23 protein-coding genes are annotated in these 26294 nt (G+C 47.4%); 3 read left to right on the top strand and 20 right to left on the bottom strand.

Translation table 11 applies throughout. The features are described 5' to 3' along the window. Window positions 1-145: 145 nt before the first annotated feature. The 8 genes from R8695_RS02820 to R8695_RS02785 all read right to left on the bottom strand — a co-directional run bounded on the left by R8695_RS02820 (window position 146) and on the right by R8695_RS02785 (window position 7072). Window positions 146-1357 carry a tyrosine-type recombinase/integrase gene (locus R8695_RS02820; RefSeq protein ID WP_007045816.1) on the bottom strand — a complete coding sequence of 404 codons (1212 nt, stop codon included), beginning with the start codon at window positions 1355-1357 and terminating at the stop codon, window positions 146-148. A 147-nt stretch (window positions 1358-1504) separates the two neighbouring features. Then, window positions 1505-2680 carry a tyrosine-type recombinase/integrase gene (locus R8695_RS02815; RefSeq protein WP_007045815.1) on the bottom strand — a complete coding sequence of 392 codons (1176 nt, stop codon included), beginning with the start codon at window positions 2678-2680 and terminating at the stop codon, window positions 1505-1507. A gap of 126 nt (window positions 2681-2806) precedes the next feature. Next, window positions 2807-3037, bottom strand: coding sequence for a helix-turn-helix domain-containing protein (locus tag R8695_RS02810; protein WP_040015730.1), 231 nt, complete (start codon window positions 3035-3037; stop codon window positions 2807-2809). 537 nt (window positions 3038-3574) lie between these two features. Then, window positions 3575-3988 carry a sigma-70 family RNA polymerase sigma factor gene (locus R8695_RS02805; protein ID WP_154780954.1) on the bottom strand — a complete coding sequence of 138 codons (414 nt, stop codon included), beginning with the start codon at window positions 3986-3988 and terminating at the stop codon, window positions 3575-3577. Window positions 3989-4495: 507 nt separating this feature from the next. Continuing rightward, window positions 4496-4681 carry a cysteine-rich KTR domain-containing protein gene (locus R8695_RS02800; protein ID WP_117441390.1) on the bottom strand — a complete coding sequence of 62 codons (186 nt, stop codon included), beginning with the start codon at window positions 4679-4681 and terminating at the stop codon, window positions 4496-4498. 1 nt (window position 4682) lies between these two features. Continuing rightward, complete coding sequence (locus R8695_RS02795) at window positions 4683-5105, bottom strand: YjdF family protein (RefSeq protein WP_119224690.1); 423 nt, start codon at window positions 5103-5105, stop codon at window positions 4683-4685. Next, entirely contained in the window at window positions 5102-5626 is a 525-nt protein-coding gene (locus R8695_RS02790; RefSeq protein WP_119224691.1) for a PadR family transcriptional regulator, read from the bottom strand. The genes R8695_RS02795 and R8695_RS02790 overlap by 4 nt, the downstream gene beginning before the upstream one ends. Before the next feature lie 69 nt (window positions 5627-5695). Then, window positions 5696-7072 carry an MATE family efflux transporter gene (locus R8695_RS02785; protein ID WP_117529597.1) on the bottom strand — a complete coding sequence of 459 codons (1377 nt, stop codon included), beginning with the start codon at window positions 7070-7072 and terminating at the stop codon, window positions 5696-5698. A 214-nt stretch (window positions 7073-7286) separates the two neighbouring features. On the opposite strand from R8695_RS02785, the gene R8695_RS02780 reads away from it, so the two are divergent. Continuing rightward, the gene (locus R8695_RS02780; protein ID WP_055201207.1) at window positions 7287-7814 is read left to right on the top strand and encodes a PadR family transcriptional regulator; all 528 of its coding nucleotides are present in this window, start codon (window positions 7287-7289) and stop codon (window positions 7812-7814) included. Between the two features lie 260 nt (window positions 7815-8074). On the opposite strand, the gene R8695_RS02775 is transcribed toward R8695_RS02780, so the two are convergent. The 6 genes from R8695_RS02775 to R8695_RS02750 form a co-directional block, all read right to left on the bottom strand. After that, window positions 8075-8488 (bottom strand): sigma-70 family RNA polymerase sigma factor, encoded by a 414-nt coding sequence (locus tag R8695_RS02775; protein WP_154781035.1) that lies wholly within the window; start codon window positions 8486-8488, stop codon window positions 8075-8077. Between the two features lie 449 nt (window positions 8489-8937). Continuing rightward, window positions 8938-10746 (bottom strand): ABC transporter permease, encoded by a 1809-nt coding sequence (locus R8695_RS02770; RefSeq protein WP_154781034.1) that lies wholly within the window; start codon window positions 10744-10746, stop codon window positions 8938-8940. Next, the gene (locus R8695_RS02765; RefSeq protein ID WP_118037218.1) at window positions 10743-11426 is read right to left on the bottom strand and encodes an ABC transporter ATP-binding protein; all 684 of its coding nucleotides are present in this window, start codon (window positions 11424-11426) and stop codon (window positions 10743-10745) included. The genes R8695_RS02770 and R8695_RS02765 overlap by 4 nt, the downstream gene beginning before the upstream one ends. Before the next feature lie 112 nt (window positions 11427-11538). Continuing rightward, window positions 11539-12576, bottom strand: a complete 1038-nt coding sequence (locus R8695_RS02760; RefSeq protein WP_118037219.1) for a HAMP domain-containing sensor histidine kinase — start codon at window positions 12574-12576, stop codon at window positions 11539-11541. Between the two features lie 8 nt (window positions 12577-12584). Continuing rightward, on the bottom strand, window positions 12585-13271 hold the full coding sequence (locus R8695_RS02755; protein ID WP_118037220.1) for a response regulator transcription factor: 687 nt from the start codon (window positions 13269-13271) through the stop codon (window positions 12585-12587). Then, window positions 13264-13452, bottom strand: coding sequence for a MerR family transcriptional regulator (locus R8695_RS02750; protein WP_025581218.1), 189 nt, complete (start codon window positions 13450-13452; stop codon window positions 13264-13266). Before R8695_RS02750 ends, R8695_RS02755 begins: the two co-directional genes overlap by 8 nt. 164 nt (window positions 13453-13616) lie before the next feature. Here R8695_RS02750 and R8695_RS02745 point away from each other — a divergent pair, with 164 nt between their 5' ends. After that, the gene (locus R8695_RS02745; protein WP_118037221.1) at window positions 13617-13973 is read left to right on the top strand and encodes a helix-turn-helix domain-containing protein; all 357 of its coding nucleotides are present in this window, start codon (window positions 13617-13619) and stop codon (window positions 13971-13973) included. A gap of 222 nt (window positions 13974-14195) precedes the next feature. On the opposite strand, the gene R8695_RS02740 is transcribed toward R8695_RS02745, so the two are convergent. Then, on the bottom strand, window positions 14196-15608 hold the full coding sequence (locus R8695_RS02740) for a relaxase/mobilization nuclease domain-containing protein (protein ID WP_154781033.1): 1413 nt from the start codon (window positions 15606-15608) through the stop codon (window positions 14196-14198). 126 nt (window positions 15609-15734) lie between these two features. Between R8695_RS02740 and R8695_RS02735 the strand changes: the two genes are divergently transcribed. Next, the gene (locus R8695_RS02735; RefSeq protein WP_154781032.1) at window positions 15735-17159 is read left to right on the top strand and encodes an ATP-binding protein; all 1425 of its coding nucleotides are present in this window, start codon (window positions 15735-15737) and stop codon (window positions 17157-17159) included. Between the two features lie 73 nt (window positions 17160-17232). Here the strand turns inward: R8695_RS02735 and R8695_RS02730 are convergent, their stop codons facing one another. The 5 genes from R8695_RS02730 to R8695_RS02710 all read right to left on the bottom strand — a co-directional run bounded on the left by R8695_RS02730 (window position 17233) and on the right by R8695_RS02710 (window position 25296). Next, complete coding sequence (locus tag R8695_RS02730) at window positions 17233-17532, bottom strand: CD1845 family protein (protein ID WP_119224070.1); 300 nt, start codon at window positions 17530-17532, stop codon at window positions 17233-17235. Then, complete coding sequence (locus tag R8695_RS02725) at window positions 17529-17831, bottom strand: hypothetical protein (protein ID WP_154781031.1); 303 nt, start codon at window positions 17829-17831, stop codon at window positions 17529-17531. Before R8695_RS02725 ends, R8695_RS02730 begins: the two co-directional genes overlap by 4 nt. 151 nt (window positions 17832-17982) lie before the next feature. After that, window positions 17983-18321, bottom strand: a complete 339-nt coding sequence (locus R8695_RS02720) for a plasmid mobilization protein (protein ID WP_117453440.1) — start codon at window positions 18319-18321, stop codon at window positions 17983-17985. A 2-nt stretch (window positions 18322-18323) separates the two neighbouring features. Continuing rightward, window positions 18324-19130, bottom strand: a complete 807-nt coding sequence (locus R8695_RS02715) for a DUF3848 domain-containing protein (protein WP_154781030.1) — start codon at window positions 19128-19130, stop codon at window positions 18324-18326. Between the two features lies 1 nt (window position 19131). Then, window positions 19132-25296: an SNF2-related protein gene (locus tag R8695_RS02710; RefSeq protein ID WP_465220657.1), complete on the bottom strand. Its 6165-nt coding sequence runs from the start codon at window positions 25294-25296 to the stop codon at window positions 19132-19134. Window positions 25297-26294 lie beyond the last annotated feature (998 nt).

The raw sequence follows: 26294 nt of genomic DNA, 5'->3' as shown, positions 1-26294 counted from the left end.
TCGCTTGCTGAACTGAGGTGCTCTACGAGCTGCTTTGAGACCGTATTGCGCGAGTTTTTGAGCTGTTTTTCCTTGATACTCCGGGCTTTTCCGGCTTTCTGCCTCTCAGTTATCCGGTGTGCGGACCATAAAAAACGGCCTTTTTTCATTCAGCAATAGCCTGATGAAACGCACCATTTACTACCCCAAACAGCTCCTCTGGTTTATTGTACTTCACTTTTGCATAGATGTCCATAGTTGTTTTGCTGTTTTCGTGTCCGGCAAGGTATTGGACGGTCTTTGGATCAACACCAGCATAGAGAAGATTGGTAATGTAAGTGTGCCGTAGCTGATGCGGGGTTACATCAAAGTCCAGCGTATATCTGATTTTGGGTTGATTTTTCTGGGTCATGCCCAGCGTTGGGGTAACCGCGTATTTGATGCTCTGCCCATTCACATACTTATAATAGTTCCGGGGCTTAGTGGAGCGGACAACGACATACTGCCACACTCTTTGAAACTGCGAAGCAGCCAGCGGCTCCCCTTTACTGTCAGCAATCACATAATCTGATATGGAATTTTCTTTCGTTTCTCTCAGACAATCCACCAAACACTTCGGTATCGGAATATCCCTTTTTGCCGCCGGAGTCTTTAGCACCGTAGAAATCACGGGTCTGTTATGCTCTGTACGCCATGCCCGCCTCACCGATAGATAAGGTGTATCCTCGTCCAGAAATACACAATCCCATTGCAGTGCAAGAATTTCTTCCCGACGCAGACCGGAATATAAACCGAGCATAATAAACAAATATGGAGGAAGCCCCTTGACTGTATCCAGAAGCACGGCTACCTGCTGATCTGTCAATGCCTCTCTCTTTTTTGATGGTTTTCCGCCCTTGCCCGATATTCCCACACAGGGATTGTGTTCAAGAATTTGGTTTCTCTCTGCCGCATAAAAAATGCACTTGAGTAGCATATTGACCTTATTGTATAAGCCTTCCGATTTCTTTGACAATGGAACAAGCGCCAGCCGAATATCGTCAGCGGTCACTTCTTCCATATACATCTCTCCCAGAGGTTTTATGATATAGTTTGTCATATCCCTCGTATAACCTCTGAGTGTAGACGCAGACACCTTTGCCGACTGCATCAGCAGCCACTTCTCTCCATACTCGGCTACTGTCGGGTGCTGCCGGTGAAAGATAATTTCTTCCACCTGCTTCCGGGCCTCTAACTGCTTCTCATACAATTCTTCACAAGTTGCGGCATACAAACTCAACTCTTTTCCATCTGCATCCGTAATCCTGGTTCTGTAATACTGGATTCCTTTCAATGTAATGGTCCCGTACTTCGGGATCTGTGTTTTCTTTTTTGCCATCTTTGATCGTCCTTTCTTGATAATGTGTAGTCTCCGTATCTACACTCTCTTTTTATCAGAAAGCCTCGATTTAATCAAAGATACGGCTGAGGTAAAACAAAGAGCGAGACATCCTTGCCTCGCTCCTGCTTCATTTCCTATTTGTTATTACTGTGCTGCATCCCAGCTTGCAAACGCACAGTTCATTGATCTGACCAACTCATTTGGTCTGTTGTACTTAACCTTTGCATAAATGTCCATGGTAATCTTGCTGCTTTCATGGCCTGCCAGGTATTGAACCGTTTTGGGATCTACCGATGCATGAATGAGATTGGTAATGTAAGTATGCCGCAGCTGATGGGGTGTTACTTCAAAGTCCAGACTGTAAACCACTTTTCCGTTATGAGCAGCCTTTTCTCCCAAGACAGGTGTGACAGTATGCTTTACTCTTTTTCCATCTTCATACCGATAATAGCTCCGCTCCTTGACCGTCCTCGTAACAATATACTGCCAAAGTCGCTTAAACTGCGTGTAGGACAGCGGTTCGCCATCCCGGTTTGAAACCACATACTCCGAAGTCGAAGTTTCCTTTGCTGCTTTCAAACACTCAGCCAAGCAAACAGGAAGGGGGATATTTCTCTCCGCAGCCTTGGTTTTCAATTCATCCGAAATCACCGGTCTGTTATGTTCGGTGTGCCATGCCCGTCTTACCGTCAGATATGGAGTATCTGTATCCAGATATACTGAATCCCATTGCAGAGCAAGAATTTCTTCCCGGCGTAGCCCTGCATATAAACCAATCATGACAAAGACATAAGGCGGCAAATCTCGGATAGCATCCAAAAGGCGCTCCACCTGTTCATCTGTCAAAGCCTGACGATCCTCTTGTGGAACACCGCCACCTTTTGTTGTCAGATAAATCGTTGGGTTGTGGTCAATAATCCTGCTTTCCATCGCTGCGCGAAAGATAGATTTGTAAAGGATTACCACAGATTTATAAACCGATGCAGATTTTTTGGAAACCGGAACAAGGGCAAGCTGAATATCATCCAGGCTAACCTCACCCATCCGTTTATCTCCCAATTCCGCTATAATATGCCGCCTGACCTTTGAGGTGTAATCCGTCAAAGTAGTAGCTCGTACATGAACCGACTGCATCAGCAGCCACTTTTCACAATACTCTGCAACTGTGGGCGTTTTCCGATGAAAAGTGGCATTCTCAATCTGTTCCAACGCAAGCGTTTCTTTGTTGTATAGTTCTTCAGGTGTTTTTGCGTAGATAGCTACGAGCTTACCATTCGCGTCTTTGATTCTGGTCCTATAATATAGGACACCTCTTTTCATAACTGTGCCATATTGAGGAATTATTGTTTGCCGTTTGGCCAATTCCGTCACCTCCTAAGAATAGACTCCAGCGCTGTATCTATGTTTTATCAGACCATTATGATTTCGACAAGGATACGGACCGGCTCACACTCCAGCTCTGCGAGGTTTACGATAAGTTGCGTTCTTTTCTGTTGGCTTTGCTCTGTGGGTGCATTTTGCGATATACTCCTGAAGGCCCGCTGAAGTAAAGTACACACAGCCATTCTGCACATATTGCACATAAGAAATAAGACCATTGTTACGGGCCGCGTCCAGCGTTGCAATGCTGATACCTAAAATTTCTGCTGCTTCTTTTCGTGTAATAAGTTTTTCCATAAAGCATATTTCCTCCAATCTGTCAAGTTTGTCATCGTGTTTGTTCAAAGCCACATGAATACGCTGGCAGCCGAAACTGCCAGCGCATGGTATCTGATTTTGAACAGGAAGCTGCAAACGCTTCCTATTTATATAACTCAGCTTTCATCACATTTGCCACGCCCCCTGACGATGGGAACACAACAAGTCTCCGCTGGCGCGGCTGTCATAACTCCGCAGCACCGTTCGTATCGTGTGCCGCAGGGTTCCCCCCAAGTCTTTGGCGGGCCGTGAGGAAGTATCTTTAAGCCCCCATGCAGTCATCGCGCCGAATCTGCCACAATCCGTTTTATGAAATCGTAGATCGCTCCGAAGCAGTTCTTTCATCACCTCCCTGACTGCTCCATCTTCGCGGCGTTTCATATTCGCTCGTACATGGGTTATGTACCTGTTGTGCTGTCTATTCGATTGTCAATGTACTGATGAAGGAGGAAAACTTGTCCTTCTTATTAACACTGACAAAAAAGGCAAAAAACAGGCGCATCAAATGAAATTTTATCAAAAATATTTTACAAGCTGCTTTAATCCACGGCGGATACTGTCTCGGACACGGCTTGGGTCTACACCTTCTACTTCGGCAATTTCATTTACCGTCATTCTCAGATAGTATCGGGCATAAATTCGCTTTGCCTGTTTCTCCGGCAGCTTCATCACAGCGGCATAGACCTGCTCCTGAAACTGTTTTTCCTCCAGAAGCATCTCCGGTGTCTGGGGCTTCATCAGAATCGCATTTTCAATGCCGTTGTCGCAGTCCAGGGAGTAGTACGCCTTATAGCGATACATCCTCCGGTCATAAGCAGCTTCCGCACGTTCAGCTGCTCGAATAGTCTCCATTACTTCCTCTGTCACATCTACAAAAAAGTCTGTTGTATAAACATTAGGATAAAGTTCCCGAAGGTTAATTTTCTTCATTATGTACCTCCATTTCGATTCACGGGTGATTGACGGGTGAATCGAATGGAGGCGGAGACCGACACCGGCAGACAACCGGGTCATCTCCGAAAAAATGGCAACAAAAAACGCCAGATTTCCGTGAGGGAAAACTGGCGCGCCAAGAACAGCCATTATTATACTGAATTACATGGAACGATAATGCCGATGCAATGTTATACTTGCCCGGAGGAGGAGCAATGCTTTTTTTAACTGATGTAGATCATGTGAGCTTTGAAAAAGCAAACGAGACACGGCAAAATAACCTCCAATCGGCTACCGTGTCCCTGCAAGTCGTTATAGGTTTGTGTAAACGCAAAGAAACGGCGGCTCTGATTTCTCAAAACCGCCGCCAAAGTAAGTAGAGTAAGCGCACAAAATCAACCTGCCCAGCTACGGTTTTTTTCTTTCCCCATTGGGCGGGGCAGGCTCTCGTCGTATATTGAAATAAAAAAGGACCGATAACCACAAGTGAATTTACCTTGTGTATTATCGGCTCTGCGTCTGTGCGTCTGGCTCTTGAACGATGGATAAATTTAGTTTTCTTACCGTAATCAGGGTTTCATGTTTGCATTTAGGACAATATAACGGAAAGTTTTCCAGTACTGTATCACCGCGGATTTTCAATCGCGTTTTGCTGCCGCAAAAGGGGCATAAAATCCATTCTATCTTCATGTTATCTTCCTCTGTGCTTGGCTTTCTTCTTTTCCTGCCGTATGGCAAACTGACGGTCTTTCTCAGCCTCTTTCTGCTCACGGCTCTTGGTTTTCCGTTCCAGCTTACATTGCTCATGCTGGAGTTTCAACGCCTGCTGTGCCTTTGTGCCAATGCCTTTATCCTGCAGTTGGCTTTGAATTTCGCGCTGCATACGTTTGGGATTGATTTTTCGCTCCATGGCTACTTCGGCCTGGATTGGGGGACTAAATTTCAACTTGTGCCAATTCTTCAGCAGAAACTCATAGACCTCGTAATCTTTGGGCTCTGAGCCAAAAGTGATTTTGCATACCTCGTACTTACCGTTATCCGTTCTTTCATATAGACCGATCCAAAACGGAGCTTCGAACAGGATGGTCAAACTGCTTTGGGGGCCTGTACTCATTCTTCTAAGAACTGCCCTTCAAAGTGATCCAGCCATTCCAGAAGGGCTCGATAGAGAAGCTGCTGCTGCTCAAAAATCGTTCTCCCAACCAAAGGAATGTCTGTAAATTCCCGCGCATAGCCCTCGTTGGATTCAGCCGAGGACTGTATGCTCTGGCGCAAAGCCGAAACCAGCTCCAACGCTTCGACCTTGTCCATCTTGTTCAAATTGGTAATGACCACATTGAAATCGAATAGCAAGGGTACTGGGCCAGCGACATAAGAGGCCATCAGCTCCTTGAAATACGCTCTGCCCTGATCGGTAATAGAATAAATGGCTTTATCCGCAAACTTATCGCCCTTGACAATATCGCTTTGCAGATAACCCTTTTCGCTCAACTGGAGAACCTTGCGATAAATAGAAGGTACGCTTATTTTTGTCCAGCGGGAAAAATGGTGGTACTCCACATCCTTTTGAATGTCATAGGCGCTTTGCGGTTTTTCCAATACAATACCAAGTATGACTAAATCGATTGACGACATAACTACACCTCCAACTTTTACTATTATCAATAGTACTATTGTTGATAGTAAAAGTCAAGGAGAAGTATCTTATATTTCCGAATTGGACATAGCCTGTTTTTCAGCCATAGACAATTCCCGATGAAGGTGTAACGCCATAAATACAGTGATTACTACGGAAATTACATCTGCGATGGGTTGGGCATATAGGATTCCGTTCATTCCCCATACCATAGGCAGCAGCAAAATGACAGGAACAAAGCAGACACCTTGTCTACATGCTCCCAAAAAGAAACCTGCCGCACCTTTACCCAAGGCAAGGAACAAAGAGGAGTAAACCGTGTAGAAACCAAAAAGAATGAATGTGATCCCATTTGCAAACAGTGATTTTTGACCCACTAAAATCATTTGATTATCTCCCTCAGTAAATTGAGAGATAATCTGCGTAGAAAAAACGGCCATCACCAAGCCTACGACTAAGCAGAAACTTGTAGACCAAATGATTGAGGTTTTGATTGCTTCGCGCAGGCGATCAAACTTCTTTGCCCCATAGCTGAATCCAGCAATAGGCTGGAACCCTTTCAGAAATCCAAAGACAACAAGAGTTCCCATAGAAGTAACTCGCGTAACCGCCCCCATGCCTGCAATGACCGAATCGCCATAATTGCTGGATGCGCGGTTAATTAGCGCAATCGAAAGACTTGTTAGCAGTTGGAACACCAAAGTGGGAACTCCAATTTTCAAAATTTCCGTTATCATTTGCCTCGTAGGAGAAAACTCTTTTATGCTGAAGGAAAATACGCTTTTTTTGCGCAGAACATAGGTAAGATAAACAAGCGTGGATACCATTTGCGAAATTGCTGTGGCGATTGCTGCACCTTCTACTCCCATGTCCAAAGTATAAATGAAAAGAGGGTCTAATCCGATGTTCAATACGGCTCCCAATAGCAAGGCACACATGGTCGTTTTTGCTGCACCCTCGCTACTTACAATATTGTTCATTGTTACATTAAATACATTGAAAACACAGGACAGCACATAAATTCTTGCGTATGTCAAGGCATACGGCATAATTGTTTCCGTCGCGCCCAACATTACCAAAATTGGTTTAAGGAAAATCGCAGAAAGTAGGATGATAATAGCACCAATCAGAATACTGCTATACAATGCGGTGCTTGCCACTTTATCGGCGGTATCTTTATCTCCGCGTCCCAATAGTCTTGACAGATAAGATGCGGCTCCGTTACCGAACATAAGGCCTAAACCAACCACGACTTGTCCCAACGGAAATACGACAGAAATAGCACCCATTTGACTTTTGCCCAAGCCACTCACAAAATAGGCATCCACCAGATTATAGAGTGCATTGATCAACATCCCAATCATAATCGGTATGCCGAGAGCCATCAGCGCTTTTGGGATAGGCGCACTGCCCAAAAGCTCAAGTTTGTTGTTGCGTTCATTCATTGTTAATACTCCTTTCGCTTCTTTGAGTGTAATTTATAGTAGTATAGATTATAGTATACTACCGTATAAATCATATTACTATAATTTATAGTATATGTCAAGAGAAGTCAGGCGTTTTATCTTGACAAAGAGTATAAAATCTAATACTATAATTTATAGTAACTTTGACAGTATTCTTTCATGCAGAAAGCATAGTGAAAGGGTGTGATTCCACATGGCAACCATAGATTTAATCGTGTTGGGAATATTGAAAAAGGAGCCAATGAGCGCCTACGATATTCAAAAGTTAGTAGAATATAGAAACATATCCAAATGGGTAAAAATCAGCACTCCATCCATTTATAAAAAAGCCATTCAGTTAGAAGAAAAGGGGCTAATCCGAGGCGAAATCGTAAAGGAAGGGAAGATGCCAGAAAAAGCGATTTATTCCCTGACGGAAGCGGGAGAAGCGGAATTTGAACGGCTCATGTTTGAGATTTCTGGAAAACCTATTAACATTTTTCTGGACTTCAACGCTGTTATTGTGAATTTGGATTCCTTGCCACCTGAAAAACAAAAATCGTGCATAGCAGAAATTGAAGAAAATATTAGTACTTTAAAATCCTATCTGGAACATAATATACAGAAAAAAGAAAATGAGCCCAGTATTCCCGCAACAGGTATGGCTGTTTTGCGTCAGCAGTATGTACTGGTGGAAGCAATCCAAGCATGGATTGCTTCATTAAAAAAGAATCAACAATAAATCATTATTCGGAAAGACCAGCAACTTTGAGTGGCGCTGGTCTTTTATATATGAATGAGGAAAAGTGATTTTGGCAAAGCTACTGCTTGAAAAACCAGATGTATTGCTATTAGATGAGCCGACAAATTTTCTTGATAAAGATCATGTTTCTTCACTCAAAGATAGCTTTACAAAATACACCTCTAAGGCTACTACAATAGGTAGGGCGCAAGGTCTTATGCAGAAGCACTTTGAGACCTTGCGCCCTCTGTTATTCTACCCTAAAAATACTTTGCCAGCTGCTTCAGACCACGCCGGATACTGTCACGGACACGGCTTGGATCTACACCTTCTACTTCGGCAATTTCATTTACCGTCATTCCCAGATAGTATCGGGCATAAATCCTCTTTGCCTGTTTCTCCGGCAGCCTCATCACAGCAGCATAGACCTGCTCCTGAAGCTGTTTTTCCTCCAGAAGCATTTCCGGCGTTTGCGGCTTCAACAGCACTGCATTTTCAATGCCATTCTCGCAATCCAGAGAATACTGGGCCTTGTAGCGATACATCTTTCGCTCATACGCAGCCTCCGCACGTTCAGCTGCTCGAATAGTCTCCATTACTTCCTCTGTCACATCTACAAAAAAGTCTGTTGTATAAACATTAGGATAAAGTTCCCGAAGGTTAATTTTCTTCATTATGTACCTCCATTTCGATTCACGGGTGATTGACGGGTGAATCGAATGGAGGCGGAGACCGACACCGGCAGACAACCGGGTCATCTCCGAAAAAATGGCAACAAAAAACGCCAGATTTCCGTGAGGGAAAACTGGCGCGCCAAGAGCAGCCATTATTATACTGAATTACATGGAACGATAATGCCGATGCAATGTTATACTTGCCCGGAGGAGGAGCAATGCTTTTTTTAACTGATGTAGATCATGTGAGCTTTGAAAAAGCAAATGGGACACGGTAAATTAACCTCCAATCGGCTACCGTGTCCCTGCAAGTCGTCATAGGTTTGTGCAAACGCAAAGAAACGGCGGCTCTGAAAATCAAAGCCGCCGTTTCATAGGCGCGTGAAAATGTGTCTGCTCTGCGACGGCTTTTTTTCTTTTTCCGTCGCGCGGCAGATTAACATATGAAACTATAATTCATTGATGGTTGCAGTAATCGACATATTGCGAATTCGTTTTGCCGGAGCATATACAGCTGCGATTGCCGCAATCGAGACAAACAGAAGAATAATGCCCAAAGAGATAATTGGGAACTGCCACACAGCAGATGGAAAATGCCCTGCAATAAGGAAATCATACAGCGATTTGCTAAGCGGCAAGCCAATAGCACAACCAACAACGCACCCCAAAACAGCATAGGTGAATGCTTCACAAGCAATCATTTTCGTCATTTGCCGTTCATCCATTCCTACTGCCCGCATAGCTCCATATTGCTTCATTCTGGCAGACACACTCATGGAAATGCTATTGACAATGTTCATTACCGTTACCAGTGCAATAATTGCCAAAAACGCATAAACACAGAAAATAAAAGCCATATAAGTTCCCGTAGTGCGCTCGTCGCGTTTATCTCGAAAGCTATATGTTTGATCTACGGAATTCTGGATTGCCTGAACATTTTCGTCCGTAACATCTCCCGTTGTTTGTATCAGCACAAGAGAATAACCTTCCTCTCCTGTCAAACGGACAAATGTTTCATCAGAGGTAATCAATGTGAGCTTTCCATTTGTCAATCCATTCTCACTAAATGGGTCGTTTTTTAACAGTCCAGCTATGGTAAGGGTTTCATCCCCAATCTGAACAGTGTCACCGATTTTCCATGTGCTGTCCTGATCGGATGTTGCCAAAACAAAATTGCTGTCCCCAAAAACTTTGAACAGATCACTCCCCCTTTTCAAAGCACTGTCTTTTTTTAGACATTGTAAATCAAAATCGTCATAAGAAATCAAATCGACTGTACCAGAAAAGTTGGTGTCGCCGTTTAGTTTGGCAGAAACATCAAACACACTACGACGTCCGTAAACTTCCTTCACTCCATCCATTTCGCGGATGGTTGTAAGCAGTTCCCAAGGAATCGTATTACCGTCAGCACTTGCAATATCAATATCTGATGTGGCAGCTGACTGAGGTATCAAATAATCCACAAAATCGATCATAACGGAAAAGCTCAAAAATAAGATGATACTAAGTGCAAAAGAACCTGTCATCAGGAATAAATTTTTCTTCCCGGAGACCGCATGGTCGATACCGAGAAGCGCTTCAATCTTTCCGAATCCTGTATACTGGCAATGATGTATTGTTTTTCCGTGGTCTGCATTTCCAGACACCGCTGTGATAGGAGATACTTTCGCGGCATGTTTCGCCGGAGCATTTGCGGCGATCAGCACAGTAATCAGTCCAACAAAGATACCGCAGACAATGCCAAAAATACTGATACCAAAGAGGGGAATATCAGAAAATTCTTCTCTAACTACAAAGCGTAGTACCGCACATAGCCCCCATGTTGTAACAACCCCTAAAATAAGACCGATGGGTACAGCCGTTTTGCACCAGTTCAATGCCTCCAGACGAACAAACCGAATAATCTGCTGCTTACTCATACCAATGCAGCGCATCATTCCGAAAAATCGGGTTCTCTGTGCAACGCTGCTGTTCATGCTGCTGGAAATCATCAAAACGCCTGCAATCAAAATCAGCAGGAATAGAACAACCGCAACAGGAAGAAGGGTTTGCCCCATGGAACTGCCGAGTAAGTCTCCAATAGAGAAACTTCCATGCTTACCAACCAATCGGGCCTGTTCCATCCGAAAACCCATTTCTGCCATACTGAATATTGCTGTTACCATAAACACAGCAAATACAATGCAAAGCAGCGTCATACGATTTTGTCGGCGGTGAACTTTAGCGGAGATGGGAATAAGACTAAGATAGCTTTTCATTCACGGCACCTCCCAAAATCAGTCAAAGTACCATCCGATACCTGTAATACCCGGTCTGCCGTTTGCGCAATACTGCGGTTGTGGGTAATCATAATGATGGTCTGCTCGTATTTTTTCGATGTTTCTTTGAGCAATGCTATGACCTCACTGCTGTTTTGTGAGTCCAAATTTCCTGTTGGCTCGTCTGCCAGAATCAGAGAAGGACGGGTAATCAATGCGCGGCCAATCGCCACTCTCTGCTGTTGACCGCCGGAAAGCTGACTGGGTAAATGATTACGACGATCTTTCAAATTCAAAACCGTCAGCAGTTCCTCCAAATATCTCTTATCCGGCTTTTGATAATCCAACAACAGCGGAAAAATAATATTTTGTTCCACCGTCAACTCCGGGATAAGGTTAAACGCCTGAAAGATAAAGCCGATATTCCTCCGGCGGAAAACGGTCAGCTTTCGATCGTTCATGGAAAAAATGTCCTTGCCGTCAATCAGAACCTTGCCAGATGTTGGCGTGTCCAAAGCACCGATCATATTCAGCAGTGTACTTTTACCAGAACCGGATTCCCCGACGATTGCTACATACTCGCCCTTTGGAACAGAAAAGCTGACATCCTTTAATGCCTTGACAGCGGTTTCTCCGTTGCCATAGGTCTTACTGATATTTTTGACTTCTAATAAGTTCATAGTGTAAACACCTCTTTCTGAATGATTTTGCGATATAGGCAGGCTGTCTTTGTTTGTCCTGCCTATGTTTGAGAGAATAGCACCTGAATCTTACTGTAAGCCTACAGCCAGCCTACAATTTTGTAGGAATCAGAAAATTCATTGTGAAAGTTGTCCCGATACCTAATTCGCTGTCAACCTCAATGGTGCCGTTATGTGCTTCAACGATTGCCTTTGCCAAAGGTAATCCCAGTCCAATCCCTTGCTTGTCCTTAGAAAAACGACTGCGATAAAACCGCTTGAAGATGTGATGTATATCTTCTGGGTGGATGCCGCATCCATTATCCGTTATCACAATTTGGACACCAGACGGCAACTCCTTCCACGCAACACGAATTGTTGCACCACTTTCTGTATGGTCAAACGCATTTTTCACAATATTGTCGATTGCCTCATTCAACCAATCACGATCACAAAAAAGAGAAAGATGATCCGAGCCAGACAGAATGATTTCTTTCTTTTCCTGTCTGGCTCTATATGCAAAATGCAGTTCAATATCCCGCATCATATCTGCAACATTTTCTGTGTTCTTTTCCAAGGCAATGGCTCCGGCATCCAATCTTGTAATCTTGAGCAGACTTTGCACCAGTGTTTCGATACGGTCAAGTTCCTGCTCAGACAAACCCGCAAATTCTTTCACGGAGGACACTTCTATATCCTCGTCTTGAAGGAGTCCGTTATAAATATTGAGTGCTGCCAGCGGTGTTTTCAGTTGATGGGAAATATCAGAGATCGTATTTTTCAAAAATTCCTTTTCCCGGAGTTCATTATCTGCATGAGCGTTTAAGACAGCCGCCAGAGAATTGACAGCATGAAATAGCCGATATAGTTCACCCTCGTAATCACATTCAATACGAGCGTCAAGATTCCCATCAAGATACGCATTGATCTGCGATACTGCCTGCTCCATGATCTTATTTTGTTTTCTGAAATAGGAACAGCATACTGCCAACATGGACGTTCCAGCCAATAAGGAAACAAGCAATAAAAACAGCGAAAACTGCTGATAGAACAACCATAAAAAACCTTGTGTCAGCAGAAGGGAGACTACCCAAATAACGGATACAGCAAGAAACAATTTTTTTATTTCCTTGTTTGCAAATATTTTCATAGGCCACCTCACTTGATTACATTCCATTTGTAGCCCATACCACGAACTGTCAGGAGCATTTGCGGTTCGCTTGGATTATCCTCGATCTTCATACGAAGCCGACGCATATAGACCGTAAGGGTACTACTGTCGATATAATTCCCGTCGCAATCCCATAGCTTATCTAAAATTTGTCCCTTTGTCAGCACCATGCTTGGGTTTCTCATAAACAAGCACAGTAGCTTGTATTCCGCGGCAGTCAAATCCAACAGTTCCCCATTTTTGAAAACCTGTCCTTGAAGCAAAAGAACTTTGATGCCATTCGACTGCAATTCTGTGTCTGCTGCTTGAAAAGAATTTGCACGTCGAAGTAAGGCGTTAATCCTTGAAACGAGAACCCCCAGTTTGAACGGTTTTGTGATATAGTCATCACCTCCAATATCCAGCCCCATAATAATACTTGTTTCCTCATCCGAAGCCGTCAGAAAAATAATTGGCACCTTTGATGTAAGTCGAACTCTTTTGCAAAATTCAAAGCCAGACCCATCTGGCAGAGATACGTCCAACACCAACAAATCATATTTTCCGTCTGTCCACAATTCCTCCGCTTCTTTGAGCGTTCTGGCGATATTTAATTCAAATCCCTGCTTTTTGAAAGCAAAAGAAAGCCCGTTAATCAGGCTTAGATCATCTTCAAGAAGTAATATATTACTCATACTTTTCTGCCTTTCCTTGTTTTGTTCGACCATCAATCGGCTTTTCCGCATCCTTTGGAATTAGCCAGATAGTTGCCATCTTTACAGCTCCAGATATGCGCCCGGCGGCACAATAGTAATTTACTCTACGAGGTGTCACGCCCCATTTTTCGGCGGCCTCTTTTAGTGTCATATAATCCATTCTGCACCTCCACAGAGTACATTATAGTTCTTTGTCTCGAACAATACAAGTTTATCACCAATCGCAGCTCTATAAAATCGGCATAATCATACTGATTGTCAGGCATAATAAGGTCATTCCATCATATAAACCGGAACGATAAAATATATTTGAGGTGAATGATTATGCCGATTGATGATTTAACTGCTTTAGGGCAGAAAACGCGGGAAGCCCGAAAGAATAAAGATCTGACGCAGCAGGAGCTTTCTGATCTGAGCCATGTTTCTGTAAAGCAAATCGCCAATATCGAAAAGGGGAAAATGAATCCTTCTTATTTGATTTTAAGAGCATTGGCAAAGGTCCTGCACATCTCTTTAGATACGCTTATAAATCCAGATATTTCTCTGGAAGATGAAGGTGTCAATCAGATGAAAATGCTTTATTCCAGCTGTCCGCCAGAAATGCGTGACACCCTGTTACATCACACACAGGAAACAGTGAAGGAACTGACAGAGTTGTCCGAGAAATTTGAAACAAATTGAGCCAGTGAGTGAAATTTAACGATTCTCTCACTGGTTCTTTTCAATTTCGGAGAAAAGAGGCAAGCAATGCCTGTGTTAATACACACAGGCCCGCAGAGAAGAAAATCCCTCCGTGATTTTCCTCTCCGCTTGCTTGTTGAGGGCAGCGCCCCCAAGCCCCTTTGAACACAGAATTTCATTCTGTGGCTGCGCGTTCTGCGAACACTTTTGACCAGGACCAGCTTACCGCTGGCCGTGGTCTTTTTCTTTTTCAACATCCTGTTCTACCTCCATTTTCAGCACTCGATCTACATTTGCCTTTGCCGTTAAAAGCTCCCGCATTTCCTCACGGGAACGCCGGTACTCGGCATAGGTCTTTTTCTTTTCTTCCAGCAATTTCGCGTACTCCGTCTGCAACTCTTTGACCTTGGGAAGCTTCTTGACTCCCATCTCATCAAAGGCATTCTTAGCAGCCTGGTGGAGCAGAATTTCTTCCTCATGTTCTTCCCGGAATTTCTTAGAGTAACCCGCCTTGCGGTATGCCACATAGACCTCACGGGTCTTGGCATAATTTACGATGTGAGTACGCAGAACAGCGATCTCTGCCATGCGCTTTTCAGCCGCTTTGATCTGCGCCGAAAGATCATTGTGATGTGCCGTGGCAGCCGCAGCCTTTTCTTCCAAAACCGCATACTCCAGCAGATTGTTCTCTGACAGGTAATTCATGGTCTGCGCCATTTGTTTCAGATTAAAAACTTTAGCCCATCGAGCATAGCCAGCACCTTTTCCAGCCTGCAATTTTGCCTGAATGTCCACCAGCAGATTGACCTTCGGCGGCTCTGCCTGTGTGACGGTTTTCTTTCGCGGGGTATGTGCTTTCTTCCCTAAGAGAACTGCCCGCAAATCTTCCAATCCATATCCTTCGCCCAGACTGTCCATGCGGGCGGCTTTCTCCCAACCAGAGAGCTTCAGTCGATACGATTTTCCGCGCTTTGAGACTTCACAACCATACTCTTGCAACAGCTTCAGCAGTTCTTCAAAGTCAGCAGGACTTTGTGATAATGCGTTGTCAATCATCACACGCAGCTGTTCCCGATGGGAGGGCTTGGCCTGATCGCCCAGCCATTTGTTATAGCTCTTTCCGTGAAGTTTCGGATTCTCTACAATGGACAGTCCATTCTCAATACAGATGGTGTCACTTAGCCGACGAACCGCCTTGGTGCTGCCCCAAAAGTTTCGGAACTTCCGGTCATATTCTAAGCTGACCGATGACCAGATAATGTGATTATGAATGTGCGACTTGTCTATGTGAGTGCAGACCACAAAGGCATGATTGCCTTTAGTAAAACGCTTTGCAAATTCTACGCCCAGCCGGTTTGCTTCTTCCTGGGTAATCTCACCAGGGCAGAAGGACTGACGCACATGATAGGCAATCACATCATCTGTACCACGCACTCGTCCGGTAGCGGCAATGTACTGCCGCTTTGCCAGAAGGAACTCCGCATCCACAGTCCGGCTGTCACACGCATAGCCGGTAATGAGCCTGCCGTTATCTGTTTTCTTTGGATTGGCCACATAGTCGATGATGTCACTGATCGCCCGACTCTCTGTGCGGCCTTTGCCGACATGAAGCGGCATGATTCTTGTAGTTGCCATAATAGAAGGTCCTCCTCTCATAAATATTTTTGTTTTCGCTGAACTCTTTGCTTCTATCGTTGCAATAACTTTCTCCGCTGGGTATAATAAAAAAGAATATTCTACAACCTCAAAGGAGGGATTTCTATGATAGAACAGCTCATTGCTGAAGCAACCGAATGTGATTTCAAAGTTGCTCTCGAAACAAAAAAGCCAAAAAGCTGGTTAAAAAGTGTCAGTGCCTTTTCCAATGGAATCGGCGGCACTCTGTTTTTCGGAGTCTCCGATGACCGGGAGCCTATCGGCTTGTCCGATGTTCAAAAGGATGCTGAAGCGATCAGCCGCTTAATCAAAGAACGTATCACACCATTACCGCAGTTTATCTTAAAGCCATTGCAGGAAGATGGTAAAAACCTGTTGGCTCTGGAGGTTTCTCCTGGCCGCAGCACCCCATATTATTACAAGGCAGACGGCGTGATGGAAGCATATATCCGTGTTGGAAATGAAAGCGTAATTGCCCCGGATTACATTGTGAATGAATTGATCTTAAAGGGAACCAATCAGTCCTTTGATACCCTAACAACAGACGCGGTAAAAAAGGATTACAGCTTTACACTTCTGGAAGCAACCTATCTGGAACGAACCGGTCTCCGCTTTGAGCCATCCGATTATGTTTCCTTTGGTTTGACTGATAAAAATGGACTCCTGACCAATGCCGGAAAACTCATGACCGATCAGCACACGGTTTATAACTCCCGTATGTTCTGTACCCGGTGGAATGGCTTGGAAAAAGGCTCTATCTTTGATGATGCGCTGGACGATAAAGAATATGAAGGGAATCTGATTTATCTACTGAACAGCGGCAGTGAATTTATTCGCAATAATTCCAAAGTCCGTTTTGTCAAAAAGGCACAGTATCGTGTAGACAAGCCGGATTATGCTGAACGAGCTGTGACAGAGGCTCTTGTTAATGCGCTTATCCATCGTGATTATATTGTGCTTGGCAGTGAAATCCATATTGATATGTTTGATGATCGGGTGGAAATCACATCTCCGGGCGGTATGTTTGGCGGCGGCTCAATTCAGGAATACGATATTTACAGTATCCGTTCCATGCGACGAAACCCTGTGATTGCTGACCTGTTCCACCGCATGAAGTATATGGAACGCCGTGGAAGTGGCCTACGCAAAATCGTCAGTGAAACCGAAAAGCTGCCTGGATACACAGAGGCATATAAGCCCGAATTTTCCTCAACAGCGACAGATTTCAGAGTCATCTTGAAAAATGTAAACTACAACATGTGCGGTGCTTCCGTACATGATGCCGCACATGATACAGCACATGATGCCGCACATGATACATCTGTGATCAGCAAGCAAAACTTGCTATTGGAATTTTGTGCAGACCCTAAAAGTCGAGATGAAATGCAAGCATATATTGATGTTTCCAGCCGTTCTCACTTCAGCAAATATTACCTCAAGCCTTTATTATCTTCTGGTAAACTTGAAATGATGTTTCCAGACAAACCCAAAAGCAAAAATCAGAAATACACTACCGTTCATTCCAAATAACCAAGAAGCAGGGCATTGGGTCTCATCTCCCATTGTCCTGCTTCTTTTTCATTCCAAATTATATTCACATCATTTACCCATACACCCAATCCTGTATCGCAAATTTCAGACTCTGCACCTTTCCCAGCAGCCAGATTGCAGCCAGCGGCAGCCCCATCGGGCTAATCAAAAATGCCATAACCAGCAAAATTGCACCATTCTGCGGGGAATAGGTAATAAGCACAGCCACGCCAAGCAGAGCAATTACCGTGCTGAGCAGACCAAGCACCAGACTGGATATATAGATTAGCCCCGTGCAGAGCCAGACAAAAATCGTCAACACCAAGATGGCCGGTGCAGTTACAATCATCAGCAGGCATTTCAAAATCTTCATTCCAGTTCCTCCCTCCAACGCTCCAGATGCCGTTTGCACAGGGTATCCGCTTCTCTCTCATCATCTTCCGTCACTTCCCGTTTTCCTTTGGTCAGTTCAATCTCCAGATAAGTCCGGTAATCATCGGCTAAGAGGTCGAACAGTTCCTTGGGAGTATGGCACACCTCGCCAGAGCAATAGTGAAAATCTTGGTCAAATTCAACTCTTACACATCCATGGCGGCTGATATAAACTTCTATGGTCTCGTCTGCGGTCAGGTAATCCGCAAAAATCTCCAGCACCTTTTCAAAGGTCAGCATCTGTTTTCACTCCTTTGCTACGCTTCTTATTCTACTCATATTATCCGGTACGGACAGGCAAAAGACAAGGATACAGACAAAAAGAAAAAGCGGAGGAAGGTGCGGCGAAGAAACGCCGTTCCTCCCTCCGCAAATGGAGTATCTATCCCTGTTATGAAAGTTTGGAGAGTTGGGTAAGGATTTCCTTCACACCCTCCCACAGTTGTTCCTGCCGTTGGGATATATCCTCCAAGTCAGCATCATAAATCCGCCCGGTCTCATGTACTTTGCGGGTCAGCTGATTCAAGTTGTTGCTGCTTCGGCGCATCAGGGAAACCAACTCCTTCAGCTCCGGCAGATCCAGTTTGACCACATACCCATCCAGTGCCATTTTCCGCAGATAAGCGCTCAAATTCTCTGTCCCGTATTGCTGCATCTTTTGATGGATCAGCTCCAGTTCTTCTGCGGACACCCAAAACAAAACCGGAACATCCCTCTTGCGCTTTGCCATGGTTATCGCTCCGGCTCCCGTTTTTTCGGGGCGGCAGACTTATGGGCGGGCAGCTCCTGTTTGAGCTTTTGCAGGACAGAACTTTTCTGCTGTTCTTGAGCAACTTTTCGGAACTGTCTGGTGAACAGGTCGGTCAAACCGGGATTGACCTGATCTACCACCAGATAGGCACAGTGGCGGGAAGCGCCGCTGTCCTCCAGCATAGGAATGGTTTTTGCCCATGCTTTATTGTCCTGAGAGATACGCCCGTCATAGTTCTTGCGCTGGATGGTGTTGGCAAGAATAAACTGTACCCGTTCCATCCCGAACTTTTCCAGCACATCTTTGACCGCCGCCTCCGTATCCAGCCGATTCTCTGCATAGTGGGCGCTGATGGTCTGCTCAATGGCTTCTTTACAGGCGCTGTTCGCCTGATATGAGAGGTTGTACTGTGCCATTTCCCCATGCTCGGACGCATAGGCAGCAGAATATGGATAGACCGGTGTTGTTCGCAGTTCCTCTTTGGCTCTGCACACATCATCGGCACGGTTCTCAATGCTGTCCCTGATCGCATCCATGTAGCCGGTTTCCAGCTTTTCAAAATAGCGGTACACATCCGCCAACGGAGAGGGAGATTCCAAAAGTGCCTGTGCCTGGGTGTCGGTCAACTCCAATTCCTCCATTGCCATCACGATGTCCTCCCGGATGGTGTACTCATAGGCATGGTTTAAGACTTCTTCCGGGGGCTGGCTTTTCAGCCATTCCCGGAACTTGTCCTGTTCGACAGCCATCTTTTCATAAAGGGCTGTATTCAGATCGTTAGTATTCATGTTATCGCACCTCCTCATGCTGTTTTGGTTTCTTGTCTGTACTGCGGGGTTGCACCGGGCGTTTCAGGCTGTCCAGCACCGAAGTCCGTGTGCTTTTGGCAACAACAGCCTCGGCGTGTGCCTGTCCCTTTCCGTCGATGTTCAGCAAAGTATCCAGCTCCACCAGACGGGCATTTTTGCTTCGCAGTTCTTCTTCATAAAGGAATGGCTTTCCGACTTCCTCCTTTGCGGCAGCCTGCTGCTGATAGAGGTTATCCAGCTGGGCCTTTGCCGCCTCCAGACGCTGTGGCATCTGGGCGAGGGCATTGTCGATACGGGTAAGATTTCCGCGAGGGTCTGTACCAAGGGTTGCCCGGTGGGTCATCTGTCCTTTCAGCAGGAGCGTATACTCCTGTTTCCAAGCGGAAAATTCCACGGATATGGCATAGCCCCGGTAGCTGCCGATCTGCACCGGATCGGAGGTTTTGACCTCCTTGCAGGCATCCAAAAGGGCTGCGCCGGCGTTCTCCTTATCGGTCAGCAGGTCTCCACGAATCTCCATACCGGCAAAGCCGTCCTCCGGGTGCGGGTGCGCTGCCAAAACCTCCAGATCGGATTCAAAGCCCTTGATAAAGCCTTTGTGCTTTTCAATCTCCTCTGGGAAGTATTTGAGCAGCTGGTCCTCCAGACGATATTGCTTGCTCTGGTGGTCGGCTTTCATCAGCTTCAGCTTGGCAACTTCCACATCCAAATCCATGCGCTCCTTGATACGGGGGTCTCCGGCACACAGGGCTTTGATCTCGGCAAAGGAAAGCGCCGTTTCGTCCACATCATCGCAGGAACGCACCGGTGATTTAGAAGTCATGATCTGACTGATAAATTTTTGCTTATTCTCCACCGTCTGCCAGAGGTATGCGTCAAAGGTTCCTTCGGTCACATAGCGGTACACATGGACAAGAGGATTCTGGTTACCCTGGCGCTCGATACGGCCCTTGCGCTGGGCAAGGTCTCCCGGTCTCCACGGACAGTCTAGGTCATGAAGTGCCACCAGACGGTCCTGCACATTGGTGCCTGCGCCCATCTTGACGGTGCTGCCCAAAAGGACACGCACCTGACCGGTACGGACTTTAGAGAACAACTCCTTTTTCCGCACTTCGGTGTTGGCTTCATGGATAAAAACGATCTGGTCGGCAGGCATTCCCTGAGCAATGAGTTTCTGACGAATATCGTCATATACCGTAAAGACAGGTTCCTGCTCTGGCAGAGACACAGCATCTTCCAGTGCATGAAGCAGTGGATTATCCAGCGTTTTCGCCGCCTTGCTTGCAGGAGCTTTTGCCTGCGGTGTAGAAATGTCGCAGAACACCAGCTGGGTCAGCTTGTCAGCTTTGCCGTCCCGCCAGATCTGCATGATGTTGTCCACGCACTGATTGACCTTTGTGCCAGGTTCATCCGGCAGCATCTGGTTGACGATTCTCTGGTCAAGCCCCAGCTTGCGGCCATCCGAGGTAATCTTGAGCATATTGTCCTGAGACGGGTCAACGGTTCCGCTGTGTACCAGCGATGCACGCTCCGAAAGAGCCTTGACCATTTCCTGCTGATGTTCGGTGGGCTGCGCCACAACATTGTGGTATTCCACCTCCGGGGTAGGCAGATTCAGTTGGTCGGCGGTCTTGATGTCCGCCACTTCTTTGAACAGGTTCATCAGCTCCGGCAGATTAAAGAACTTGCTGAATCTCGTTCTTGCCCGGTAGCCGGTGCCTTCCGGTGCCAGCTCCAATGCTGTGACGGTCTCCCCAAATCGGGAAGCCCAGCAGTCGAAGTGGGTCATGTTCAGTTCTTGCAGGCGTTCATATTGAAGATAACGCTGCATGGTGTAAAGCTCGGTCATGGAGTTGCTGACCGGTGTGCCGGTGGCAAAGATCACGCCACGGTTTCCGGTGATCTCATCCATATAGCGGCACTTGGCAAACATATCGGAGGATTTCTGCGCGTCCGATGTGGAAAGACCAGCCACATTCCGCATTTTTGTGTATAAAAACAGGTTCTTGTAGTTGTGGGCCTCGTCCACAAACAGCCGGTCCACACCCAGCTGCTCAAAAGTTACCACATCATCTTTTCGCCCCTCGGCTTGCAGCTTTTCCAGTCTGGCTTCCAGAGACTTTCTGGTACGCTCCAGTTGCTTGACGGTAAAACGCTCGCCGCCGCTGGCCTGCACCTCTGCGATGCCCTCGGTGATCTCGTCGATCTGCTCATAGAGAAGCCTTTCCTGACGCTCCCGGCTGATGGGGATACGCTCAAACTGACTGTGTCCCATGATGATGGCGTCGTAGTCACCGGTCGCAATACGGGCGCAGAACTTCTTGCGGTTATGGGTCTCAAAATCCTTTTTGGTGGTGACTAAGATGTTGGCGGAAGGATAGAGGCGCAGAAACTCCGATGCCCACTGCTCAGTCAGGTGGTTGGGAACCACAAAGAGAGATTTCTGGCACAAGCCCAGGCGTTTGGCTTCCATCGCAGCGGCCACCATCTCAAAGGTTTTGCCCGCGCCTACTTCGTGTGCCAGCAGGGTATTTCCGCCATACAGCACATGGGCGATGGCACTTTTCTGGTGTTCCCGCAGGGTAATGGCCGGGTTCATGCCGCCAAAAGTGATATGGCTGCCATCATACTCGCGGGGACGGGTAGAGTTCATTTCTTCGTTATACTGGCGCACCAAAGTCTGGCGGCGCTCCGGGTCTCTCCAGATCCAGTCCCTAAAGGCTTCCCGGATAGCCTGCTGTTTTTGGGCAGCCAGAGTGGTCTCCTTGGCGTTTAGTACGCGGCGCTCTTTTCCGTCTGCGTCCTCTATGGTGTCATAGATACGGACATCCCGCAGGTTCAGGCTGTCCTCCAAAATCTTATAAGCATTGGCACGGCTGGTTCCATAGGTGGTATAAGCTGCCACATCGTTGTAGGATACGGAAGATTTCCCCTTGATCTGCCATTCAGCAGTAAAGGAGGAATAGTTGACCTCGATGCTGCGCTGGAGATAAAACGGGGTGTTGAAGGTCTCGTACATAAACTGCTGGATATATTCCTTGTCGATCCAGGTGGCACCAAGGCGCACCTCGATCTCCGACGCATCCAGGTCTTTGGGCTGGGCGGCGGTAAGAGCTTCCACATTGACTGCAAAAGAAGGGTCCTGCTGCGCCGCCCGCTGCGCCTGACGCAGTTTGCGGCGTACATTGCCGGAAAGGTATTCATCAGCAGTCACAAAATGGGGTGTGCCGTCTTTCTCCAGCTGTCCCGGTACACGGAAGATCACGCCTTGCAGCTCTCCGGCCAGTTCTTCTTTTGTTTTTCCGGTAAGCCGACTCATATAGTCCATATCCACGCAGGCTTTTTCCGAGATGGACACCGCCAGTGCTTCGCTTGCCGTATCCACAGTAACCACTGCCTGATGGGGCTTGATGGTCCGTTTGGTGAACATATCCGCCTTGCGCTCCAGCTTTCCGTCCTCGTCGATAACTTCCAGCGCACAGAGCAGGTAATAGGAAGAATCGTCTGCATAGGCCAGACGGTTTGCACGGTCATTGATGAGACCGTATCTGGCAGAAAAGCTATCATAGAGCCGGTTCAGTTCCGCCTGTTTTTGGGTAATGGTGCTGTCTGGAACCGCTGCATCCATCTGAAGATCGATCAGTTCCTGCACACAATCACGCAGTCCCACAAGACCTTTCACGCGGGCTTCGGCGGTGGCGTTGAGGTCAGGGCGCACCATACGGCTGTTTTCCCGGTAGTACGCCTGCCCGTCTACAATGGCATAGGAATAGTTCTTCACATTGGGGTCGGCAGGAATGGAGGTGTCAATAGCTTCGCCTTCGCCCAGTTCCGGCAGCTCTGCCTCCTGATAAGTGCCATGAATATACTTCACCGCATCATGCAGCTGGTCGGAAAGCTCCAGTCCCGCGATAGGGTTCACGGTGTAGTCCATACCATGTGCAGTGCTTACCGGCTCCTGTCTGCCCAGCACCATTTCCGGGTGGTCGATAAAATACCGGTTGATGGCAAATCCGTCCTCCGTCTGTCCGATCTGGGTCCATTCCGGCACGATGTCCAGCGGGCGGTCCCGCTTTTGGAGGAAGATGATGTCCGATACCACCTCGGCACCGGCATTCTTTTTGAACGCGTCATTCGGCAGACGGATCGCTCCCAGCAGCTCAGCACGCTGGGCAAGATAGCGGCGCACGGTGGAATCCTTGGCGTCCATGGTATAGCGGGAGGTCACAAAAGCCACCACACCGCCGGGACGCACCTGATCTAACGCTTTTGCGAAAAAGTAATTATGAATGTTGAAATTCAGCTTGTTATAGGCTTTGTCATTGACCTGATACTGACCGAAAGGCACATTGCCGACGGCAAGGTCAAAGAAGTCACGCCTGTCAGTGGTCTCAAAGCCGCCTACTGTGATGTCCGCCTTTGGATAGAGCTGCTTTGCGATACGCCCGGAAACCGGGTCCAGCTCCACACCGTATAGACGGCTGTTTCTCATTTCCTCCGGCAGCATACCGAAGAAGTTACCCACGCCCATAGATGGCTCCAAAATATTTCCGGTTTCAAATCCCATACGGCCCACAGCATCGTAAATCGCTTTGATGACCGTAGGGCTGGTGTAATGGGCATTGAGGGTGGAGCTTCTGGCGGCTGCATATTCCTCCGGGGTCAGCAGTTCTTTTAGCTGGGCATACTCTAAAGCCCATGCCGGTTTCTCCGGGTCAAACGCATCAGAGAGACCGCCCCAGCCCACATATCGAGAAAGAACCTCCTGCTGTTCGGGGCTTGCCTGCTGTCCGGCAGTTTCCAGCTCTTTCAGCAAACGAATGGCATTAACATTTGCCTGGAACTTGGCTTTCGGACCGCCTTCACCCAAATGCTCATCGGTAATGCGGAAGTTTTTTGCATTGCGGCGCAGGTTAGCCTTGTATTCCTCATAAGATGCTTCCTCGGCAGCTTTGGCATTGGGAAAGGTCTGCCACTGGCCATTGACCTGAATGGAAACCGGGTGTTCATCCAACACTTCCTCAAAGGTTTTCTCCGGCTCTGTCACAGGCGCTGGTGGCTCCGGCTCCTCGATATGCAGTCGTTCCACCACCACATCATAAGGCAGATTGTTCTTATCGCCCGGATAGACGGCCACGGTCTCGGAATGGAAGGCCGGGGATTCGGCAGCCGGTTGGGGCTGTTCCTGTCCAAAACCGTCCTGCTGACGGGCATACATCCCGCGCAGCAAAGGCGCAACCTCATCCCAGCGGAAATACAGCACAGCCAGACGCTTTTCCTCTGCATCCATGACTTCCAGTTCTATGCCCTGTGCCGTGGTACGGTAATCGGCAATATCGCCGGTCTCCAGATTCAGTGTCTCGATCTCACCGGAATAGGCTCTGCTCAGCCAGTAGGCGATCTCGCTGTTGCTCCTGCCGGATTGCAGCAGCGTGGAAATCTGCTTTTTATCCGCTTCATCCATCAGTCCATGGGCCAATACATCCCGCAAGTCCTGATCTGCCTTGTCCGGGTCAGTAGGAAGAAACTCGGTATAGTAAGCATTGCGGCGGTCTGCCCGAAGCAGCTGCTCGAACTGTTCTTTGCGCTCTGCCCGGTAGATGGGATATACCATCCCGATGGGCAGAAGCTGCACGGTATCATCCCGCAGCTCGGTGATCTGATAAGCGTCATCCTCGATATACACGGTATCGCCCACGGCATAGACCGGGGCAGCAGGGTCATAGGATGTTCTTTGCGGAGTTGGGCGGCGAACTGCATCATATTCCTCATCGGAAATAGCAACTTCGGAAGGCTGCTCTGTCTCGGCAGCTGCGATCTGCTCTACATCCGACACCACCTGTTGGATAAATGGGTCATTGTCCAGTTTTTCCGGGTCTGCCACCTGTCCGTTGACAATCCCTCTTTCCTCCAGGGCTTCCCGGATGGCGATTGGGTCGATGTCGTCAAAACGTTCCTGTTCTTCTTCGGTATAGAACCGGTCCTCCTGAATGAGCTGGGCAAGCCTGCGCTGTACCTTCGGCCAGGGCAGCTGCGTTTCCTCCGGGCTGCCGGCACGAACAACGAACAGGCTGTTGCTGTTACTGCCGCCGTATTCCTGAGCCAGCCATGCGGCGGTATCTTTTTCTCTTGCATGGTCTTTCATATAGCGGATAACAGCGTGTTTACTCTCGATATTGCCGTTCCATGCACAAAGGGCAGTATCAATATCTTCCTGAGAAAGAGGGCGCAGAAGCTCATGGAGCTTTGGATAGGTCTCGTCGATCACTTCCCGGTGTAAACGCTGGCGGAACTCCGTCACATCCGAATAGAGTCGGATCAGCTCCATATTCTTAGAACCAAGGACTGCACGGCGCACAGCGGCATTACCCTCGATGACAGCATTTTCACGGTCAGAATGACCGCAGGCATTGCGATATGCGGTATCCTCGTAAATGGCGGCAGTCACCACAGGCTTATACTGCTCAAACTGCTCCCCAAGGGTAGGCTTTGGTGTTTCTTTCTCCATCTCCGGCTGCTGGGCTTGAATAGCATCTTCTTCGGCCAGTTCCTGTTCAGACTGGATCTTGTCATACTGTGCCTGTTCCTGTTCGGTAAGATAGCAGTCTTTCTGGACAAGTGAGGTAATGCGCTTGGCAACCTTTTCCCAGTTCAAGTGAACATCCGGGCAGTCCTGCTTTTTATAGTGCAGTCCTTTCCCATCGTGATCTTCGCCGCTGTGTGTTGCGCCGGACAGGGCATGAGAGCGTCCGCCAATGCCATACTCGTCTTTGAGGAATCTCACTTTCTCCTTATCCGTATGGTTTGCCATGAAGAACGCATAGATACGGCCTTTTCCTCCGGCGAAACTGCTGCCGCCGGTCATAGCGGCGTCGATCTCATCCTCGGTAATGAAGTGCTGAACGGTTGGCACTTGGGAAAGGTCTGAAGAAAAGGTCCTGCGTGGCAGGTCAAAGTCCTTCAGGTTCTCCCAGATCTCCCTTGGTCTGTGATAGTGAAAACGCAACAGGTCACGGTCCTGCTGATAGGCAGTCCAGAAGGCGGCGTATTCTTCCTTGAGGGTCTGGCGGAAAGCCGGGTCACTCAGCTGCTCCGTCAGGCGGCGAGTCTCCTCCGGGAAACCATTGCCTTTGATCTCTGACA

This window comes from Blautia luti (assembly GCF_033096465.1).
Taxonomy (GTDB): Bacteria; Bacillota; Clostridia; order Lachnospirales; family Lachnospiraceae; genus Blautia_A; species Blautia_A luti.
This window is presented reverse-complemented; position numbering and strand designations above follow the sequence as displayed.

What these genes read in the sequence shown, in the direction of transcription:
- R8695_RS02805 (WP_154780954.1), bottom strand. Translation starts at nt 3,988, where the DNA reads ATGAAGAAAATTAACCTTCGGGAACTTTATCCTAATGTTTATACAACA.
- R8695_RS02785 (WP_117529597.1), bottom strand. Translation starts at nt 7,072, where the DNA reads ATGAATGAACGCAACAACAAACTTGAGCTTTTGGGCAGTGCGCCTATC.
- R8695_RS02720 (WP_117453440.1), bottom strand. Translation starts at nt 18,321, where the DNA reads ATGGCAAAGCGCAAGAGGGATGTTCCGGTTTTGTTTTGGGTGTCCGCA.
- R8695_RS02765 (WP_118037218.1), bottom strand. Translation starts at nt 11,426, where the DNA reads ATGAACTTATTAGAAGTCAAAAATATCAGTAAGACCTATGGCAACGGA.
- R8695_RS02735 (WP_154781032.1), top strand. Translation starts at nt 15,735, where the DNA reads ATGATAGAACAGCTCATTGCTGAAGCAACCGAATGTGATTTCAAAGTT.
- R8695_RS02725 (WP_154781031.1), bottom strand. Translation starts at nt 17,831, where the DNA reads ATGCTGACCTTTGAAAAGGTGCTGGAGATTTTTGCGGATTACCTGACC.
- R8695_RS02815 (WP_007045815.1), bottom strand. Translation starts at nt 2,680, where the DNA reads ATGAAAAGAGGTGTCCTATATTATAGGACCAGAATCAAAGACGCGAAT.
- R8695_RS02810 (WP_040015730.1), bottom strand. Translation starts at nt 3,037, where the DNA reads ATGGAAAAACTTATTACACGAAAAGAAGCAGCAGAAATTTTAGGTATC.
- R8695_RS02790 (WP_119224691.1), bottom strand. Translation starts at nt 5,626, where the DNA reads ATGTCGTCAATCGATTTAGTCATACTTGGTATTGTATTGGAAAAACCG.
- R8695_RS02760 (WP_118037219.1), bottom strand. Translation starts at nt 12,576, where the DNA reads ATGAAAATATTTGCAAACAAGGAAATAAAAAAATTGTTTCTTGCTGTA.
- R8695_RS02710 (WP_465220657.1), bottom strand. Translation starts at nt 25,296, where the DNA reads ATGAAAGACCATGCAAGAGAAAAAGATACCGCCGCATGGCTGGCTCAG.
- R8695_RS02775 (WP_154781035.1), bottom strand. Translation starts at nt 8,488, where the DNA reads ATGAAGAAAATTAACCTTCGGGAACTTTATCCTAATGTTTATACAACA.
- R8695_RS02770 (WP_154781034.1), bottom strand. Translation starts at nt 10,746, where the DNA reads ATGAAAAGCTATCTTAGTCTTATTCCCATCTCCGCTAAAGTTCACCGC.
- R8695_RS02740 (WP_154781033.1), bottom strand. Translation starts at nt 15,608, where the DNA reads ATGGCAACTACAAGAATCATGCCGCTTCATGTCGGCAAAGGCCGCACA.
- R8695_RS02715 (WP_154781030.1), bottom strand. Translation starts at nt 19,130, where the DNA reads ATGAATACTAACGATCTGAATACAGCCCTTTATGAAAAGATGGCTGTC.
- R8695_RS02795 (WP_119224690.1), bottom strand. Translation starts at nt 5,105, where the DNA reads ATGAGTACAGGCCCCCAAAGCAGTTTGACCATCCTGTTCGAAGCTCCG.
- R8695_RS02730 (WP_119224070.1), bottom strand. Translation starts at nt 17,532, where the DNA reads ATGAAGATTTTGAAATGCCTGCTGATGATTGTAACTGCACCGGCCATC.
- R8695_RS02780 (WP_055201207.1), top strand. Translation starts at nt 7,287, where the DNA reads ATGGCAACCATAGATTTAATCGTGTTGGGAATATTGAAAAAGGAGCCA.
- R8695_RS02755 (WP_118037220.1), bottom strand. Translation starts at nt 13,271, where the DNA reads ATGAGTAATATATTACTTCTTGAAGATGATCTAAGCCTGATTAACGGG.
- R8695_RS02820 (WP_007045816.1), bottom strand. Translation starts at nt 1,357, where the DNA reads ATGGCAAAAAAGAAAACACAGATCCCGAAGTACGGGACCATTACATTG.
- R8695_RS02750 (WP_025581218.1), bottom strand. Translation starts at nt 13,452, where the DNA reads ATGGATTATATGACACTAAAAGAGGCCGCCGAAAAATGGGGCGTGACA.
- R8695_RS02800 (WP_117441390.1), bottom strand. Translation starts at nt 4,681, where the DNA reads ATGAAGATAGAATGGATTTTATGCCCCTTTTGCGGCAGCAAAACGCGA.
- R8695_RS02745 (WP_118037221.1), top strand. Translation starts at nt 13,617, where the DNA reads ATGCCGATTGATGATTTAACTGCTTTAGGGCAGAAAACGCGGGAAGCC.